Here is a 17,589-nt window from a genome sequence, read left to right on the forward strand (position 1 = left end):
CGCTGTCGCGCGCCGCCCCGTCCGGCTGGAATCGGCGGCATGATGCTCAAGCTCGCGCTCCGGGGCCTCGCCGCGCACCGCGCCCGCCTGCTGATGTCACTGGTCGCGGTGGTCGCGGGGGTCGCCTTCGTCGCCGGCACGCTGATCTTCTCCGCCACGCTGGACCGCTCGTTCGACCGCGCCTTCGCCGATCTCGGACGCGGCACGGACGTGATCGTCCGCTCGCAGCGGGCGTTCGAGCCTGGGCTGGGCGAACAGGCGGGGGAACGTCCCGTCCCGGCATCGGTGCTGACGGCCGTCCGAGGGGTGGACGGCGTGGCGAAGGCGCACGGGGAGGTCAGCGGGTTCGCCGCCGTCGTCGACCGGCACGGGACGATCGTCGGCGCCGAGCCGCAGACGGGCGTCGCCTGGGACGGCGACCCCGACCTGTCGCTGCCCCGCCTGACGTCGGGTCGTCCGCCGTCCGCCCCGGACGAGATCGCGATCGACGCCGCCACCGCACGCGACGCCGGGCACCGGATCGGCGACCGCGTCACGGTCGCGCTGCTGTCGGGCACACGGACGTTCCGACTCACGGGACTGTTCGAGGTCGGCGACTCGGCGTTGAGCGGCCAGCTCTCGATGACGGCGTTCGCGCCGAGCGCCGCGCAGCGCCTCCTCTCCGACCGCCCGGGGACCTACGCGCGGATCGTCGTGCACGCGGACGAGGGCGTGTCGCAGCAACGGCTCAGGGACGCGGTCGCGACGGCGCTGCCACCCGGGCTCGAAGCCATCACCGGACGGCAGGCCATCGACGAGCGGGCGGCACCGGTGAAGTCGGCTCTGAAGCTGATCCGGAGGTTCCTGCTGGTCTTCGCCGTCATCGCGGTGTTCGTCGGATCGTTCATCATCTTCAACACGTTCGCGATGCTGGTGAGCGGCCGGGTCAGGGAGCTGGCGCTGCTGCGCTCGGTCGGGGCGTCGCGCGGGCAGGTGACGCGGTCGGTCCTCGGCGAGGCGGCCGGGGTCGGGCTGACCGGATCGGCCATCGGCCTCGCGGTGGGCGCGGGCGTCGCGTTCGGGCTGGACCGGCTGTTGACGGTCGTCACGGACGGTGAGGTGCTGCCCTTCGGGACGCCGGTGGTATCCCCGCAAGCGGTGATCGCGTCGTTCGGCGTGGGGACGCTCGTCACGCTCGCCGCCGCGTTCATCCCGGCGCGGCGCGCATCGCGGGTCCCGCCCGTGGCGGCGCTCCGCGAGGACGCCGCCTCGCGCCGGCCGCTGCGACGCCGCATCGTGGGCGCCGGCATCGCGTTCGCCGCGGGCGGCGGCCTGGTCACGACCGGTCTCGTATCGGACGAACTGGCCGCGACCGGCACCGGTGCGCTGACGCTCTTCGTCGGGGTGGTCGTGGTGTCACCGGTGCTGAGCGGTCCGGCGATCCGGCTGCTGGCCTGGCCGTTCGCGCGGTTCGGCGGGAGCGCGGGCCGGATGGGCGGGCGCAACGCGCTGCGCGATCCCCGGCGAACGGCGGCGACCGCGTCCGCGCTCGTCATCGGGCTGGCGCTGATCGCGACGGTGTCGGTGGTCGTCCAGTCCATGGCGGCATCGGTGGACCGGCGGTTCGATGCGGACCTCACCGCCGACTACCAGGTCACGGGGCGCAGCCAGATCACGCCCGTGGCGCCGGACGCCGTGCGCGCGATGGCGGAGGTCGACGGCGTCCGCTCCGCGATCCCGATCCGTACGGCACGGTTCGAGCTGGACGGCTCCGTGCGGACGGCCGCGGCCGGCGAGCCGGGCGAACTGCTGAACCACTTTCGCCTCCCGCTCCAGACGGGCTCCCCGTCCCCCCGCGGCGACGAGCTGCTCGTCGGCCGCAGCATCGCGCGCGCCGAAGGCTGGACGGTCGGGAGCACGGTCACGGGCCAGTACCAGGACCGAGCCAAGCGAACATTCCGCGTCGCGGGGATCTACGCCGACCGTCCGTCCCTCACCCCGTCCGCACCCGGCATGATCATCAACTGGGCCGGCTACCGCAGGCACGACCCGAACGCGCCCATCGACCGCATCGAGATCAACGTGACGACCGCGTCCGGGAACGCGCTGGAGGCGGCGCTCGCCCCATGGCCCAACCTCCAACTGAAAGACCGAGCCCAGATCAAGGCCGACGCCGCCGGGGACATCAACCTGTTCCTCAACCTCGTCCTCGGGCTGCTGGTGCTGTCCGTGATCGTCGCCGCCCTCGGCATCGTGAACACGCTCGCGCTCGCGGTGACCGAGCGAACCCGCGAGATCGGCCTGCTCCGCGCCGTCGGCATGCAGCGCCGGCAGCTCCGCCGAATGATCCGCTATGAGGCGGTGGTGGTCTCGCTGTTCGGCGCGGTGCTGGGCGTAGCCACCGGAATCCTGCTGGGCATCATCGTCCAACACGCGATGGCGGCCGGGGACAGCGGCATGGAGGTGCTCGCAATCCCCTACGGACGGCTGGCGATATGCGTCGCCGCAGGCGCACTGATCGGCGTCATCGCCGCCGTATGGCCCGCCCACCGCGCCGCCCGAATGAACGCCCTACAAGCGATCACATCCCAATAACCAGCCACCGCACCCGCCGACCCGGCCACGGACGCCACCGAGCCCACCGGGCCCACCGAGCCCACCGAGCAACCACACACACCCGAGCGAATGAACGCCGCCAAGTTCACCAAGCAACCACACCCCAGCAACCAGCCGCCGCACCAGCCGACCCCGACATGGACGCCGCCGAACGCGCCAAGCGATCACATCCCAACACCCAGCCACCGCACTCGCCGACCCGGTTATGGACATCGCTCAGCTCGCGAGCGATCACATCTCGGTGATCAGTCCCGCACCCCGGAGACTGCTGGGTCAGGCTGCCATGTCGGGGGTGCAGCGGGCGGGGACGGCCGCCTGAAGGGCCTGGAGGCCACGTGCTATCAGCGGATTGTTGCGGCTGCCGCGCCGTACGCAGGTCAGTACGCGGCGCTTCGGGACACCGTCGCCGGTCAGCGGAACCCGAATGACCGGCTGGTCGGACGGCCCGCCCGCCAGCCTCGGCACGAGCGAGACTCCGAGACCGTTCGCGACGAGCGCCCAGATCACCGACCAGCTGACGGCGTGATGCGCGAAGCGGGGCGTGAACCCGGCGGCGCCGCAGTACGCCAGCACCTGCTGATGGTGGGCGCAGACCTCCGGCTCGACGCTGATCCAGGTCTCGTCGGCCGCGTCCTCCAGCCGGACGCCGGTGCGGCGCGCGAGCGGATGCCCGGCCGGGACGATGAGGTCGTACGCCTCCTCCAGCAGCGGTTCGCGGTCGAAGCGCGGGTCGCCGGGCGGCGGCGCATCCGGCGTGGGCTCGATGACCGCGATGTCGGTCTCCCCAGCGGCGAGAAGCCCCATGGCCACGTCGGTGTCGCATTCGCGAACGTCGACGCGGAGGTCCGGGTCGTCTCGCAGCAGGATGCCCGCGGCCGGAGCGACGAGCCCGCCCACCGCCGTCGTGAACCCGCACATGCGCAGCGGCCCGGTGACCCCGGCGCGGTGCGACTCGAGGTCGGCGAGGGTCTCCTCCCACTTGGCCAGCAGCCCGTCGGCGTGCTCGATCAGCACGTGCGCGGCCGGGGTCAGCCTGACCTTGCGCCCCTGCGGCTCCAGGAGCGGCACCTTCAACTCGCGCGCCAGTTCACGCAGCTGGTGGGACACCGCCGACGGCGTGAGATGCAGCGCCTCTGCCGCTGCCGTGACGGTCCCCTGCTGGTGGACGAGCCGGAGCATGTGCAGCCGCCGCAGATCAATCATGTGAACATATTGCACGATTCAGTGCGGAAATCTGAAATGGACCGCAACGTTCGTCCGGTTGCAGACTGTGAGCATGAACGAGAGCACGCTTGTCTCCCAGCACCGCACCAGCGAGGGCATCGTCGTCTGGACCCGCTGCTCCTGCGGGCGGCTCCGCATGGACCTCATCCCCCACGCCGGGTCTCGGCGCCTGACGGCCGGTCCCTGCCCCCACGGCACCGGCCAACGCTGACGCCCCCGCACCGCAGCCTGCCGCTCACCGAACCGAGCAACTGGAAGCCGACCGGATCGGCGCCGAGCAGGCCCTCCAGGAACATGATCACCAAGCCCGCGAACTCGCCCACCACACCCCAGCGCACCCCGCACGGCACGCGCGGCACCTCTCACGGCACGCACCTCTCACGGCACGCACCCCGCACGGCACGCACCCCGCACGGCACGCACCCCGCACGGCACGCACCCCGCACGGCACGCACCCCGCACGGCACGCACCCCGCACGGCACGCACCCCGCACGGCACGCACCCCGCACGGCACGGCACCTTGGCTCTGCGCCCGTCCTAGAGCGGGCCTGTCTGGGGCGCGCGGGCGGTTAGGTGAGGGTTACTTCGTAGTGGAGGGTTCGGTAGTGCTTCAGTTTGTGGGCGAGTGGCACTGCGAAGCCCTGCAGGAGCGGGTGCTTGCGGGCCAGGAGTCGGCGGATCGGATGTGATTCGTCCTCGGTGAGCAGGCGGACGCGGCCGTGCACTGCCGGGCCGGTGGCCTTGCCCCTGAAGGTGCTCGGGGCGAGTTCCACCTCGGGGTTGCGCGCCAGCCGCTTGGACTTGAACGCCTTGTCGTAGGTGCGGAAGTAAGCATGGTCGCCGCGCACGACGACATTAACCGGCGTCCCGACCGGCGTTCCGTCCTTCCGGTAGGACGTCAGCAGGACCGTCCGCTGCTTCTTCAGTCTCTCGAGCGTCGATGTCGTGTTCATGTCCAGGAGACGAGATACCCACCCCAGGACGTGACATCACCGCAGGCTGGCTACTGAGGTGGACGCATCCCCGGGAGGTCGTCCTGAGGATGTGTGTCCACGGCCGGGAGGTCCTCCCAGGTACGTGTCCACGGTGACCGGGACGTCGTCTCAGGCATGTGTCCACGCCTAGAGGTCTCCCCAGGTATGCGTCCGCGGCCAGGACGTCGCCCCAGGCATGTGCCCACGCCTGGCAGGTCTTCCCAGGGATGGGTCCATGCCCGGGAGGTCGGCCTAGGTTTGTGTCCATGGCCGGGGAGTCGGCCTGGGGATGAGGTCAGCGGAGGGTGGCGGCGTCGGCGGCTAGTTTGCGGATGTGGTTCCAGTCGCCGTTGCGGACGGCGTCGGCCGGGGTCAGCCAGGAGCCGCCGACGCAGCCGACGTTCGGTAGTGCGAGGTAGTCGGCGGCGTTCCCGGGGCCTACTCCGCCGGTCGGGCAGAAGCGGACCTGCGGCAGGGGGCCGGCGAGCGACTTCAGGTACGCGGTGCCGCCGGCGGCCTCGGCGGGGAAGAACTTCATCGCCGTGAGGCCGCCCTCCAGCAGCGCGATCACCTCCGACGCGGTGGCGGCGCCCGGCAGGAACGGGAGTCCGGTCGCGACCATCGCCGCCTGGAGCCGGGGCGTGCAGCCGGGGCTGACCAGGAACCTGGCGCCGGCGGCGGCGGAGCGCTCCGCGTCCTCGGGACGGACGATGGTCCCGGCGCCGATCACCGCGTCCGGGACCTCGGCGGCGATCCGGGTGATCGACTCCAGCGCGGACGGGGTGCGCAGCGTCACCTCGATCACCGGGAGCCCGCCCTCGACGAGGGCGCGGGCGAGCGGGACGGCGGCCTCCGCGTCGTCCAGCACGACGACGGGGATGACGGGCGCGAGGTCGAACAGGTCTTCGGCGATCATGCGGGCTCCAGGTCGGGCAGGCTCTGTGCGAGCCGGACGGCGGCGCCGACCAGGGCCGGGCCGGGGTGGACGATGAGGGCGGTCGGGATGGCGCGCATGTAGTCCTCGACGGGAGGCTTCCCCTCGAAGCGGGCGCGGAACGAGCTGTCCCGCAGGACGTCCACGATGCGCGGCAGGATCCCGCCGCCGAGATAGACGCCGCCGCGGGCGCCGAGCGTGAGGGCGGCGTTGCCGGCGAGCGACCCGAGCAGTCCGCAGAACATGCGCAGGGCCTCGTCGCAGCGCGGGTCGTCGCGGCGTTCGCTGATCTGCTGCGCCGTGAGGTCCTCGCCGGGGTCGCCGTCGAGGGTGCCCAGGTACCGGTGGATGCGGGCCAGGCCGGCACCGGAGAGCAGGTACTCGGCGGTCGCCGCGCCCTTCTCGGCGCGCAGGAGGCGTGTCACCTCGATCTCCCGGTCGGTCGCCGCCGGGACGTCGACCTGCCCGCCCTCGCCGGGAACCGGCACCCAGCCGGACGGCGTCGGGACGAGCCCCGCGACGCCGAGACCCGTGCCCGGGCCGACCACCGCGAGGGGCGCGTCGGCGGACGGGGCCCGGTCGCCGATAAGGATCAGGTCGTCCGCGCCGAGGCGCGGGAGGGCGTAGGCCAAGGCCTCGAAGTCGTTGATGATGTCGAGGTGCGGCAGGCCGAGATGGGCGCGCACCGCGTCGAGCGTGCCCTTCGGCCAGCCCGCGTTGGTCAGGTGGTATGTCCCGTCGGCGACCGGGCCCGCCACGGCGAGGCATGCGGCGGACGGACGCACGCCGACCGCGTCCACGTATGCGGCGGCGGCCTCGGCGAGGCCGGGGTGATCGCGGGTGGGGAGCGACCTGACGTCGGACGGGACCCCGTCCGGGCCCTCCACCAGCGCGAACCGGGCGTTCGTCCCACCGACATCGGCGACCAGCCACACCCCGCTCATGCGTTCCTCCCCCCGAGCCGCGCCGCGCGGCCGGCCGCGCCCATGCCCGCGATCCGCGGGGAATCCGCCCGCCGGTTCGGCCCGCTCATGCGAAGACTCCCGCGCCGCGCTCGGCCGGGCCCACGGCGTTGCGGAAGGTCTGGAAGAGTTCGCGGCCCGTGCCGTACGTCTGCTCGGGCGCGTGGACGGCGGGCTCGCGCGCCGCGAACTCCTCGTCCGGGACGAGGACCTCCAGGACGCCGCTTCCGGCGTCGAGGCGGACGACGTCCCCGTCCCGGACGCGGGCGAGCGGCCCGCCCGCCGCCGCCTCCGGTGACATGTGGATCGCGGCGGGCACCGCCCCAGAGGCGCCCGACATACGACCGTCCGTGACCAGCGCGACGCGGTGGCCGCGGTCCTGCAGGACCGACAGCGGCGGGGTGAGCCGGTGCAGTTCCGGCATTCCGTTCGCGCGCGGCCCCTGGTTGCGGACGACGGCGACGACGTCCCGGTCCAGTTCCCCGGCGGCGAACGCCTCTTGGAGCCGCTCCTGCGAGTCGAACACGCGGGCGGGCGCCTCGATCACCCGGTGCTCCGGCTTCACCGCCGACACCTTGATGACCGCCCGCCCGAGGTTCCCGCGCAGGGTACGCAGGCCGCCGTGCGTGTCGAACGGCTCCGCGACCGGGCGCAGGACGCTCGTGTCGCCCGACTCGCCGACGGTGTTCCGCCATTCGGCCCTGCCGTCGGCGAACTCGGGGACCTTGCGGTAGTCGTCGAGGGTGGCGGCACCGACCGTCCGCGCGTCCGGGTGCAGGAGGCCGGCGTCGATCAGCTCGCCGATGAGGAACGCGGTGCCGCCCGCCGCGTGGAAGTGGTTCACGTCGGCGGTGCCGTTCGGGTAGAGGCGGGTGAGCAGCGGCGTCACCGCGGACAGCTCGTCGAAGTCGTCCCAGGTCAGCTCGATGCCCGCCGCCGCGGCCATGGCGACCAGGTGCAGGGTGTGGTTCGTGGAGCCGCCCGTGGCGAGCAGCGCGACGACGCCGTTCACGAACGCGCGCTCGTCCAGCAGCTCGCCGATCGGCGTGTAGTCGTCCGCCAGGTTCGTCAGCTTCAGGATGCGGCGCCCGGCGGCCTCGGTCAGCGCGTCCCGCAGCTTCGTGCCCGGCGGGACGAAGCTGGCGCCCGGCAGGTGCAGGCCCATGACCTCCATGAGCATCTGGTTGGAGTTGGCCGTCCCGTAGAAGGTGCAGGTGCCGGGCGAGTGGTAGGACGCGGCCTCGGCGGCGAGGAGCTGGTCGCGCCCGATCTCCCCGGCCGCGAACCGCTTGCGGACCTTCGCCTTCTCCCCGTTCGGCAGCCCGGACGCCATCGGCCCGGCCGGCACCAGGATCACCGGCAGGTGCCCGAACGACAGCGCCCCGATCACCAGCCCGGGGACGATCTTGTCGCAGACGCCCAGCAGCAGCGCGCCGTCGAACATGTCGTGGGACAGCGCCACGGCCGTCGCCATCGCGATGACGTCCCGGCTGAACAGCGACATCTCCATCCCGGCGCGGCCCTGCGTGATGCCGTCGCACATCGCGGGGACGCCCCCGGCGAACTGCGCCGTCCCGCCCGCCGAGCGGATCGCGCCCTTCAGGATGTCCGGGTAGTCCTGGAGCGGCTGATGCGCCGAGAGCATGTCGTTGTAGGACGACACGATCGCGATGTTCGGCGTGATGTCGCCCCTGAGCCACAGCTTGTCCTGGACGCCGCAGGCCGCGAAGCCGTGCGCGAGGTTCGCGCAGCCCATGCCGGTGCGCACCGGACCCTCCGTCCGGGCGTCCCGGATCCGGCTCAGGTAGGCGCCGCGCGTTCCTGCGCTCCGCTCGGCGACGCGCCGGGTCACTGCCTCCAACACGGGATGTACGGCCATAGAACGCTCCAGACCAGGGGGGATCTCTCGATCAGCAAGCTACCGAGACATAGGTCATCTCTTCAACCCGACTTATGAATTTCAGATGACAAAAGTTCGTATCTTGCGCCAACTGGACGCTCCGAAGGGGGTCGTGCTTGACTGGTCTGATGCCCCGCCCCGTCACCGGCCGTCCTCCAGCCCCCACCCACCGCCATTCAAAGGACGAGCGGAGCCCGGCTCGTCCCTGCACGGTCGGCGACATGCTGAGCCTGATCCGCGAGGACGGCGTCGCCACCCGCGCCGACCTGGGCCGCATCACCGGCCTGTCGCGCCCCGCCGTGGCGTCCCGCGTGGCCGCCCTGATCTCCCGCGGCCTCGTGGTGGAGCACACCACCGGACCGTCGACCGGCGGACGCCCTCCTGTCCGCCTGGAGTTCAACGCCGCCGGCGGGACGGTCCTCGTCGCGAACCTCGGGCAGTCGCGCGGGCAGCTCGCGGTCTGCGACCTGGCCGGCACGATCCTCGCCCGCGCGGACGGGCCGCCGGCCGAGACGTCCCCGGGCAAGACGCTCCCCCGCCTCATGGACGAGTGGACGTCCCTGCTCTCGTCCTCCGGGATCGGCGAGTCCTCGATCCGCGGCGTCGGCCTGGGCGTCCCCGACGCCGTCGAGCATGTCGCCGGGCGGTGGGACGCCGTCGAGATCGGCACGCCCATCTCCGACCGCTTCGGCGTCCCCGCCTACCTCGACAACGAGGTCAACGCCGCCGCGCTCGGCGAGCACCAGGCCCATCCCGGCGTGGACGACCTCCTGTTCGTCAAGGTCTCCACCGGCATCGGCGCGGGCGTCATCGCCGGCGGCCGCATCCAGCGCGGCGCCCTGGGCGCGGCCGGCGAGATCGGCCACATCCCCATTCCGTCACCGCTCGAGGCCCCGTGCCGCTGCGGCAACGTCAACTGCGTGGAGGCCATCGCCGGAGGCACCGCCCTCCTGGCCCGCTCCCCCGCGGACGACCTGCCGGGCCTCGCCGCCCTCGCCCGCTCCGGCGACCCGGCGACCGTCGCCCTCCTCCGCGACGCCGGCCGCCGCATCGGCGAGGTCGTCGCAACCGCCGTCAACCTGCTGAACCCGGCCGTGGTGGTCCTCGGCGGCGACCTGGTGGGCGCCGACGAACCCCTGATAGCGGGCCTGCGCGAAGTCGTCTACCAGCGCTCCACGGCCCTCGCGACCCGCACATTGCGGATAGAACCGAGCCGCTTGGGCGAACAAGCCGGCCTGAAGGGCTGCGCGGCAATGGTCCTGGACAACATCCTCTCCCCGGAAGCCATCGACAGCGTCCCCCAGTAGCCACGGCGCCGCATGCCATTCCCGTCCACTGGCGCCGCCGCTTTGCCACGAACGCCGGAACGACGATCAGAAAGCGCTCTATGCCGACCTTCGGAAACCCCGAAGTGGTCATCACATCCGTTTGGTGAAACCAGGCAGGGCCGTCCGAGCAGCACCGCACTCAGCGCGACGGCGACCGCCCGCAGAAACTCTTTCCCGCGCCGGCCCCATAGGACCATGGCGACGACCGCGCCGATCAGCGGCACCATAAGGTAACGATCAACGAAGCGAACCTGCCGCGGCATCGTCCACCCCACTAACCTGATCAAGGGCTGTCAATGAATGGTCAGGGGGACGCGGATGAGTTCGATGGTGCCGTACGGTTCCGGCACTCCCGACGTGCGGCGGGACGGCTCGGCGGTGGCGATGCGCGGCGCCGCCCCCGTCCACCGGCCGGGCGAGATGGGCCTCACCGGCGGCCGGCTGCGCGAGGAGTGCTGGACGATGGTCGGGGCCCGCACCCGGCAGCGTCTCGCGGAACTGTCCGGCGCCCCCATCGACTGGTTCGCCCGGGAGGACGAATCGAGCGGCGACGGGCGCTGCTACGCCGTGACGCTCGGCGAGGCGGGGCTGTCCATCGCCGAGCCGCGGGTGAACACCGAGCACCGCCCGGTCTACGCGATCTCCTCGTTCCAGTTCGCGCCCGGTTCGCTGCGGCACGTCCAGGTCGACCACCGGCCGCCGCCGCACGCCGTGCAGTCCGGTACCGCCGCGGCGGCTCCACCGCCCGACCTCGGCCTCAGCACGTCGGCGAAGGGGGTTCTCGGAAACCTGCCGCCGAAGGCCCAGGAACTGCTGCAGGCACCGTTCATGCCGGGGCAGAAGATCCTGCGCGTGAACTGGTACTACGAGGGCTTCGACCACCGGCTGGACGCGTTCGTGTTCTACCTCGCCGGTGCGAAGGACGTGACGTTCGCGACCGGTACCAAGATCGTCCCGGCCGGGCACGGCGATGCCACCGCGCACTGGGCGCTGACCTGCTACCGCGCCTCCGTCGCCCGCCGGATCGGCCGCTGACCCGTGCCGCCCGCGTTCCGCGAACTGGACGGCAGCGACGCCTACGAGGTCCTCGGCGTCCCGCCGGACGCCTCGTCGGACCGGATCCAGCGGGCCTGGCGCAAACTCGCGACCGCCCACCATCCCGACCGGGTCACCGACCCGGCCGGGAAGGCCGAGGCCGAGAAGCGCCTCCGCCTCATCAACGCCGCCCGCGACGTCCTCCTCGAGCGCCGCGCCTCCTACGACGCAGCCCGCCGAGCCCCCGAGCCCGACGAGGAGGTCATCGAGGACGCCTGGGACACCGCCGCGACGACCACCGCGCAGCCCGACCCCTGGGACACCGCCACGGCGGGCGCACACCGCCCCGGCGCCTGGACGACCACCGCCCCCGGACCTCCTCCTCCCCCGCCCCGGGTCAGGCACATCCACCACTACCACCCGTCCGTCCCGCGCCGGCGCTCGAAGCTCGGTATCGGCTGCGCGGTCTTCACCTTCGCGTGCTGGGCCCTGTTCATCGGCACGGCCGTGGTCATGGCGTTGCGCCCCGACGGCCCGACCGCCGAGGCGGCCGTCCCCGCCGACTTGGCGGGCACATGGGAGGGAACCGTCAAGGACCGCTACGGCGACCGCGCGAAATGGGCCGTCGAACTGACCCTCGATGAGGGTGAGAACGTCGGCGAAGTGCGGTACCTGCACGGCAGGTGCGTCGGAAAGGCGGTCCCCGTCTCCTATTCCGGGAAGTCCCTGAAGATCCGGACGGACTTCCCCGACGAGAAGTCCGGATGCGACGTCGGCGACCTCACCCTCACCAGACGCAAGGACGGCAAGGCCGACATCGTCTATTACGCGTCCAACCAGAAGACCAAGAGGACAACCGGCACCCTCCACCACAAAAGCAACCGACCGTAGCGCGGCCTGTTGGGAGGGGCTGGCGGGGTTAGGGGGTCACGGTCAGGTTGTAGGTCGCGGAGGTGTGGAAGTCTCCGCTGGTTCCGCGGATTTCGACCTTGTGCGGACCGGGGGCAGCGGTGGGAGGACGCCCCAGAGCCCGCATCCGTACGCGCGGACGGAGCCCTCCTCGCTCGCCGGGTTGCCGGGGACGCCGGTGATCGTGATGGGCATGGCCGACCAGCGCTTGAGGGCCGCCTGTGTCCCGTCCAGGGTCAGGGTTCCGGTCGCGGTCTCCATGAAGGCCGCGCAGACCTCTTCGGGGCCGCGCTGGTTGACGACCGGTGCGACGAGGGTGCGGCCCGCCGGGATCTCGCAGCGACGCGTCACGGACCCGCCGAACGTCCCGGCCAGGAACCAGAGGTCGGACGGCTGGTCGGCCGCGCAGAACTCCGCCGTGGTGTCCTCGACGGGGTTGCGTCCCGAGGGCGAGCCGGCGGCCCAGCTCCACCAGGCGGACTGCACGTCCGCCGGCCCTTGCGATCCGACGGCGATGGCTTCGCGAGGCGCATGCGTGCTCTCGCCTGCCGCCATCGTTGCCTTCGCGAGGGGGCGCGTCCGGTCCGGACGTTCGGCTAGCACATCGGGGCGGCGGCTCGCCAGAGGTCTCCATGACTGCCATCGGCCATGACCGGAGCCGAAACTCATTCGTCATCTAATTGGCAAAGTCTCCGACGATCCATGCTATGGACAAGGTGGACAAATCCCCGTCCTTGTCCTGTCGAATCCGTGCATACGGCGCATCCGTCACAGGAGTCACACGGACCAGGACCCCTCGGTGACACTTTACTAACGGCGCGGCGGACATTCTTCGCGAGAAATCCGCTCTGGCGTTCATGGGAGATTCGCGGCTAACGTGTCCTCGTTCGCGGAAGCCGTCGGGCACCCGCCGGACACCATTGCTGGGGAAAAGGCAAGAAGATCGCACGGCGGGGGCATTCATCCGGCCGGCAGGGATGGAAAAGAGAGCGACGAAACACCATGGCGGACTTCCATTTCAGCGTCCTGTCCGGGGCGGCGCCCGCGGAGAGCGGCGACACCCGCCTGGCCGATGTCCTCGACCGGGCGATGGCGGCGGCGCACGACGCGGCGTGCGGCCCCGCCGGGGAGCCGGCGCGGTGGCGGGCGCGGCGCGCCGGCGTGTGGTGCCATGTGGTCCCCGAGGGCGGTGAGTGCCCAGCTCAGGGGTGGAAGCTGCACGTGTCGGCCACCCCCGCGTCGGCGGTGGAGGTGCTCACCCGCGCGCTGCCGGTGCTGCTGGCCGCCCGCTCGACGTTCAAGTTCGCCGCCACCCGTGACCACGTCGCGGCACTGAACGCGCGCAACACCTCACGCGGCCATTCGGGAAAGTTCCTGACCGTCTACCCGGTGAGCGACGACGAGGCCGTCCGGCTGGCGCTGGAACTGCACCGGGCGACGGCCGGGCTGCCCGGGCCGCGCATTCTCTCGGACCGCCCCTACGCGCCGGGCAGCCTCGTCCATTACCGTTACGGCGCGTTCATCGAAGAGCGCCGCATCACCAACGACGGATTCTACGCGTGGACGATTCTCGATCCCGAAGGAAACCCTGTCGAGGATCAGCGGATCGGACGATACACGCCGCCGCCGTGGGTGTCCTGTCCCTTTCCCGAACACCGGGCGCGCGGCCCCGAACACGGTGGGAACGCCGCCGGAACCGACCGGAACGAGATTCTGATCGGGACGCGTTTCGCCGTCCGGGAGGCGATCCGGCACACCAACAAGGGCGGCGTCTACCGCGCCACGGACACCGAGACCGGTGAGCAGGTCGTGCTGAAGGAGGCACGCCCGCACGTGGCCGCCGGCGAGAACGGCAGGGACGCCCGCGACCTCCTCCGCGCCGAGGCCCGCGCGCTGGAGGCCGTCGCGGACCTCGGGCTCGCGCCGCGGCCGGTCCGGCTGTTCACGCAGAGCGGCCACCTGTTCCTGGCGGAGGAGATGATCCCCGGAACCACGCTGGGGCAGTGGACGGCGGACCTGATCGGCGAGCGCGGCTGGGGCCCGCATCTCGCCCCCGCGCTGGAGACGGCCGTCCGGCTCGCCGAGGTGATGGCCGAGGCGCACGGCGCCGGGCTCGTCGTCCGGGACTTCACCCCGAACAACATCATGGTCCGCCCGGACGGCACCCCCGTCCTCATCGACCTGGAGCTGGCCGCGACCGCCGGCGGGCCGGACGACGTCCCGCTGCGCGCGGGGACGCCCGGCTTCGCGGCGCCCGAGCAGATGGACGGCGCGGCGCCCGACCCGGCGGCCGACCGGTTCGCGCTGGGCGCGACGCTCTGCCACCTGCTCACCGGCGGTCCGCCCTACCTGCTGGACGAGCACCCGGCCGCGCGGTCGGTGACCGAACGGCTCGCGGAGTGGCTGACCGCGCGCACCCAGGGCCTGGACCTGCCCGCCGCGGTGGTCCCGCTGCTGCTCGGCCTGATGGCCGACGACCCGCGGCACCGCTGGAGCCCGGAGCGGGCCCGCGACACGCTCGCCGCCGCGCGCGGCGGGGACACCGGGCCGGTGCCCGCTGGCACCGAGCCGGAGGTTCCGGCCGGGCGGCCGCGGCTGCGGTCGGGGTGGCTGCGCAAGCAGACCCGGCAGACCGTCCTCGGCATCACCGACCACCTCCTCGACTCCATGGACGCGGGGGACGCCGACACGCTGTGGCCCGCGTCCTGCGTCCACGGGGCGCCGGACCCGTGCAGCCTCCAGCACGGCGCGGCCGGCCCGCTCGGCGCACTGGTCCGCTGCTTCGAGCTCACCGGCGACCGCCGCCTCCCGGACGCGATCGCCCGCACCGCCCAGTGGATCCTCACCCGGCTGGAGGACGGCACGCCGCGGCCGGCCGGGCTCTACTTCGGCACCGCCGGGGCGGCGTGGGCGGTCCTGGACGCGGGCCTCGCCCTGGAGGACGCCGGTCTCGTGGACGCCGCCCTGGCGGTGGCCGACCGGCTCCCCACGGCGGTCGACGCCCCCGACATCACCCACGGGACGTCCGGGATCGGGCTGACCGCCCTGCACCTGTGGGTCCGCACCGGGCACGTCCGGTACGCCGAGCGGGCCGTCGCCGCCGCCGACGCGCTGGCCGCCGCGGTCGAGGACCGGGCCGGGAAGCTCTCCTGGAGCACCCCGGCGCAGCACGAGTCGAAGCTCGCCGGGCGGCGGTACTACGGGTTCGCGCACGGCATCGCCGGGGTGGGCTGCTTCCTGACCGCGTGCGCGCGGGCCGCCGGCCGCGCCGACCTGCTGGCCCTGGCCGCCGCGGCCGGGGAGAACCTGCTGGACGAGGCGGCCGGCACGGAGCGGTCGGCGATGTGGGGGGCCGGTCCCGGCGACGCGCCGACGGCACCGTACTGGTGCCACGGCGCCGCCGGGATCGGGGGCTTCCTCGTGCGGCTGGCCGACGCCACCGGGGACGCGCGGTTCGCGCGGGGCGCGGAGCGGGCCGCGCGGTCGGTGCTGGAGCACCGCTGGCGCGCGCCGCTCGGGCAGTGCCACGGGCTGTCCGGCAACGGCGACTTCCTGCTCGACATGGCCGCGTTCACCGGCGACGGCGAGTACCGGCACGCCGCCTGGCGGCTCGCCCGGATCGTGCTCGCCAACCGGGCGCAGCGCGGCCGCCGGTCGGTGTTCCCCGACGAGTTCGGGCAGGTCTCGGTGACGTGGGGCGACGGGATGAGCGGCATCCTCGGCTTCCTGCTGCGGGCGCTGTACGGCACGCCGCGGCTGTGGACGGCCGACGTCCCCGCGGGCCTCGCCGGAGGGGCGGCGGCCGCGGCCGCCGGGGCGGAGCGCGCGTCATGACCGCACCCGCGCGCGAGCCGGTCCTGCGGGGCCTGCCCCCGGTGGCGACCCGGTTCGGGTTCGCCTTCTCCGGGCGGGGCGGCTGGGGCGCCTGCCTGCGCGCCACCGGCGACGAGGTGGCGCTGGAGAGGTGGGAGCTGGCGCGGCCCGTCCCGCTCCGGAGCACGCTCACCGGCGGCGGCGCGGCACGCGCGGCGGACGGCCACGGCCTGGACCGGCGCTGCGGGGTGCTGCCGCTGGACGACGGCCGCGTCCTCGTCCTGCGGCCCGCGACCGGCGCGGACGGGGAGCCGGCCGGGCACGGGACCGTCCTCGCGGCGGAGCCGGCCGGCCGGGGGCTGCGGTTCACCCGCGCGTGGCCGGTCCCGGCGATGCTCGCCGGGTTCCTGCTGGCGGCGCCCGGCCCGGCGGGCACCGTCGTGCTCGTCGCCGTCGAGGACGAGCGGCACTCGCGGATCTGGTGGCTGCACTGGCGGCTGCCGGCCCTGGAGGCGGTCGTGCGGATCCCGGGCGTGCTGGGCGGCGGCGTGTGGGTCGACGGCGGGCGGACCCTCGCCCTCGACCGCACCACCGCCGCGCACCGCACCGAGGGCGTCCTCGTCGATCTGCGCGACCGCGCGTGGCGGCGGGTCTGGTCGGTGTCCGACGTCACGACCGACCGCATCGCGGCGTTCAGCCCGCGCACCGGCGCCCTCGCCGTCACCACGACCTCGCCGGGCGCGCAGCAGCCCGGCACCGGGCAGATCGGGCTGCGGTCCCCCCGCGGCGGGCCCGTGCGGTTCCCCGAGGCGCTCAACGGGTCCGCGCGTCCCCGGACGCCGCTGACCTTCGACGCGGCCGGGGAGAACCTGCTCGTCCGGGAGACCTGGGGCGCCGCGGAACGCCTCGCCGTCTACGCGCCGGACCGGGACCGCCTCACCCCGGTGCCGGGTCCGCCGGGCATGCTGTGGCCGCCCGCGCTGTGGGCGGACGACGGCCGGATCCACCTGCGCTACGCCGCGCCGCACCGGCCGCCCACCCTGGCCGTGGTGCCCGGCGAACCCGGCGCCGACTGGTGGCTGGCGCCCGACCCGGACGCGGACACCGGCTGGGCGGACGCCGACACCGTCGAACTGCCGGGCCCGGCCGGGCCCATCGAGGCGATCGTCTACGGCGGCCCCGGATGGCGGCGCGCCCGGCACCTCGTGATCGCCCTGCACGGCGGCCCGCTGGCGTCCTGGCGGCTGGACTTCGAGCCGCTCTTCCAGCACCTGGCCGCCGCCGGCGCCGCCGTCGCCGCGCCGAACCAGCGGGGCAGCACCGGCTACGGCGAGGCGCACCTGCGGCCGGTCATCGGCGACTGGGGCGGCGCCGACCTGGACGACATCGTCCACCTGGCCCGGGAGATCGGGCGCGACCGCGCCGCCGCGGGCCTGCCGGGCCCCGTCGTGCTCGGCGGCAGCTACGGCGCCTTCCTGGCGCTGCTCGCCGCCTGCCGCGCCCCGCGATTGTGGTCGGGCTGCGTCGCGCTGGCGCCCTTCACCTCCGCCGCCGGACTGCACGGCGGCGCGTCCGGCGCCGTCCGGGAACGCGTGGCGCGGCTGAGCCGCTGCGACGCGCCCGACGCACCCGGGGACGGACGCGACGTGCTGCGCGCCTGCGCCGCCGTCACCGCGCCGCTGCTCATCGTCCACGGCGTCCGGGACGAGGTCGTCCCCGTGGCGCAGTCCAGGGCGCTGCGCGCGCGCCTTCTCGAACTCGGCAGGACCGAGGGAGTCGACTTCGACTACCTGGAGGCCGACGACGACCACAACGGCGTCGTCCAGGCCTGGTCACCGGTCCTGCGTGAAGCGGTGGTCCGCTTCTGCCTCGCGGCGGGGCGGACCTCCCTACCAGACCAGGGAAGGAGGTGAC

The 17,589-nt window shown here is 73.4% G+C and carries 13 protein-coding genes; 7 read left to right on the forward strand and 6 right to left on the reverse strand.

All coding sequences use genetic code 11. From position 1 onward, the window contains the following. Nucleotides 1–39: 39 nt before the first annotated feature. Nucleotides 40–2,574, forward strand: coding sequence for an ABC transporter permease (locus tag ABFX46_RS19660; RefSeq protein WP_346043973.1), 2,535 nt, complete (start codon nucleotides 40–42; stop codon nucleotides 2,572–2,574). Between the two features lie 294 nt (nucleotides 2,575–2,868). Here ABFX46_RS19660 and ABFX46_RS19665 read toward each other — a convergent pair whose 3' ends face one another. Beyond that, nucleotides 2,869–3,798 (reverse strand): LysR family transcriptional regulator, encoded by a 930-nt coding sequence (locus ABFX46_RS19665; RefSeq protein ID WP_346043975.1) that lies wholly within the window; start codon nucleotides 3,796–3,798, stop codon nucleotides 2,869–2,871. A 73-nt stretch (nucleotides 3,799–3,871) separates the two neighbouring features. On the opposite strand from ABFX46_RS19665, the gene ABFX46_RS19670 reads away from it, so the two are divergent. Continuing rightward, a complete protein-coding gene (locus tag ABFX46_RS19670) occupies nucleotides 3,872–4,030 on the forward strand; it encodes a hypothetical protein (protein ID WP_346043977.1) in 159 nt (52 codons plus the stop codon). A gap of 359 nt (nucleotides 4,031–4,389) precedes the next feature. Here ABFX46_RS19670 and ABFX46_RS19675 read toward each other — a convergent pair whose 3' ends face one another. The 4 genes from ABFX46_RS19675 to edd form a co-directional block, all read right to left on the reverse strand. Then, entirely contained in the window at nucleotides 4,390–4,773 is a 384-nt protein-coding gene (locus ABFX46_RS19675; protein ID WP_346043978.1) for a PPOX class F420-dependent oxidoreductase, read from the reverse strand. Nucleotides 4,774–5,089: 316 nt separating this feature from the next. Beyond that, nucleotides 5,090–5,710 (reverse strand): bifunctional 4-hydroxy-2-oxoglutarate aldolase/2-dehydro-3-deoxy-phosphogluconate aldolase, encoded by a 621-nt coding sequence (locus ABFX46_RS19680; protein WP_346043980.1) that lies wholly within the window; start codon nucleotides 5,708–5,710, stop codon nucleotides 5,090–5,092. Continuing rightward, nucleotides 5,707–6,672, reverse strand: coding sequence for a glucokinase (glk, locus tag ABFX46_RS19685; RefSeq protein WP_346043981.1), 966 nt, complete (start codon nucleotides 6,670–6,672; stop codon nucleotides 5,707–5,709). The genes ABFX46_RS19680 and glk overlap by 4 nt, the downstream gene beginning before the upstream one ends. 85 nt (nucleotides 6,673–6,757) lie before the next feature. Beyond that, the gene (gene edd, locus ABFX46_RS19690) at nucleotides 6,758–8,569 is read right to left on the reverse strand and encodes a phosphogluconate dehydratase (protein ID WP_346043983.1); all 1,812 of its coding nucleotides are present in this window, start codon (nucleotides 8,567–8,569) and stop codon (nucleotides 6,758–6,760) included. Nucleotides 8,570–8,811: 242 nt separating this feature from the next. On the opposite strand from edd, the gene ABFX46_RS19695 reads away from it, so the two are divergent. The 3 genes from ABFX46_RS19695 to ABFX46_RS19705 all read left to right on the forward strand — a co-directional run bounded on the left by ABFX46_RS19695 (nucleotide 8,812) and on the right by ABFX46_RS19705 (nucleotide 11,844). After that, nucleotides 8,812–9,897 (forward strand): ROK family transcriptional regulator, encoded by a 1,086-nt coding sequence (locus ABFX46_RS19695; protein WP_346043984.1) that lies wholly within the window; start codon nucleotides 8,812–8,814, stop codon nucleotides 9,895–9,897. A 339-nt stretch (nucleotides 9,898–10,236) separates the two neighbouring features. Next, on the forward strand, nucleotides 10,237–10,953 hold the full coding sequence (locus tag ABFX46_RS19700) for a hypothetical protein (RefSeq protein ID WP_346043986.1): 717 nt from the start codon (nucleotides 10,237–10,239) through the stop codon (nucleotides 10,951–10,953). Between the two features lie 3 nt (nucleotides 10,954–10,956). Next, nucleotides 10,957–11,844: a J domain-containing protein gene (locus tag ABFX46_RS19705; RefSeq protein WP_346043987.1), complete on the forward strand. Its 888-nt coding sequence runs from the start codon at nucleotides 10,957–10,959 to the stop codon at nucleotides 11,842–11,844. A 42-nt stretch (nucleotides 11,845–11,886) separates the two neighbouring features. Here ABFX46_RS19705 and ABFX46_RS19710 read toward each other — a convergent pair whose 3' ends face one another. Continuing rightward, nucleotides 11,887–12,348: a hypothetical protein gene (locus ABFX46_RS19710; protein ID WP_346043989.1), complete on the reverse strand. Its 462-nt coding sequence runs from the start codon at nucleotides 12,346–12,348 to the stop codon at nucleotides 11,887–11,889. 516 nt (nucleotides 12,349–12,864) lie between these two features. On the opposite strand from ABFX46_RS19710, the gene lanL reads away from it, so the two are divergent. After that, complete coding sequence (gene lanL, locus ABFX46_RS19715; protein ID WP_346043991.1) at nucleotides 12,865–15,696, forward strand: class IV lanthionine synthetase LanL; 2,832 nt, start codon at nucleotides 12,865–12,867, stop codon at nucleotides 15,694–15,696. After that, a complete protein-coding gene (locus ABFX46_RS19720; RefSeq protein WP_346043992.1) occupies nucleotides 15,693–17,588 on the forward strand; it encodes a S9 family peptidase in 1,896 nt (631 codons plus the stop codon). Before lanL ends, ABFX46_RS19720 begins: the two co-directional genes overlap by 4 nt. The last annotated feature ends 1 nt before the right edge of the window (nucleotide 17,589 follow it).

The organism is Actinomadura chokoriensis (assembly GCF_039529475.1).
In the GTDB taxonomy this organism is placed as follows: domain Bacteria; phylum Actinomycetota; class Actinomycetes; order Streptosporangiales; family Streptosporangiaceae; genus Spirillospora; species Spirillospora bangladeshensis.

Coding starts and splice junctions, on each gene's coding strand:
- ABFX46_RS19700 (WP_346043986.1), top strand. CDS start 10,237: ATGAGTTCGATGGTGCCGTACGGTTCCGGCACTCCCGACGTGCGGCGG.
- ABFX46_RS19670 (WP_346043977.1), top strand. CDS start 3,872: ATGAACGAGAGCACGCTTGTCTCCCAGCACCGCACCAGCGAGGGCATC.
- ABFX46_RS19680 (WP_346043980.1), bottom strand. CDS start 5,710: ATGATCGCCGAAGACCTGTTCGACCTCGCGCCCGTCATCCCCGTCGTC.
- ABFX46_RS19660 (WP_346043973.1), top strand. CDS start 40: ATGATGCTCAAGCTCGCGCTCCGGGGCCTCGCCGCGCACCGCGCCCGC.
- edd (WP_346043983.1), bottom strand. CDS start 8,569: ATGGCCGTACATCCCGTGTTGGAGGCAGTGACCCGGCGCGTCGCCGAG.
- ABFX46_RS19665 (WP_346043975.1), bottom strand. CDS start 3,798: ATGATTGATCTGCGGCGGCTGCACATGCTCCGGCTCGTCCACCAGCAG.
- ABFX46_RS19695 (WP_346043984.1), top strand. CDS start 8,812: ATGCTGAGCCTGATCCGCGAGGACGGCGTCGCCACCCGCGCCGACCTG.
- ABFX46_RS19720 (WP_346043992.1), top strand. CDS start 15,693: ATGACCGCACCCGCGCGCGAGCCGGTCCTGCGGGGCCTGCCCCCGGTG.
- lanL (WP_346043991.1), top strand. CDS start 12,865: ATGGCGGACTTCCATTTCAGCGTCCTGTCCGGGGCGGCGCCCGCGGAG.
- glk (WP_346043981.1), bottom strand. CDS start 6,672: ATGAGCGGGGTGTGGCTGGTCGCCGATGTCGGTGGGACGAACGCCCGG.
- ABFX46_RS19675 (WP_346043978.1), bottom strand. CDS start 4,773: ATGAACACGACATCGACGCTCGAGAGACTGAAGAAGCAGCGGACGGTC.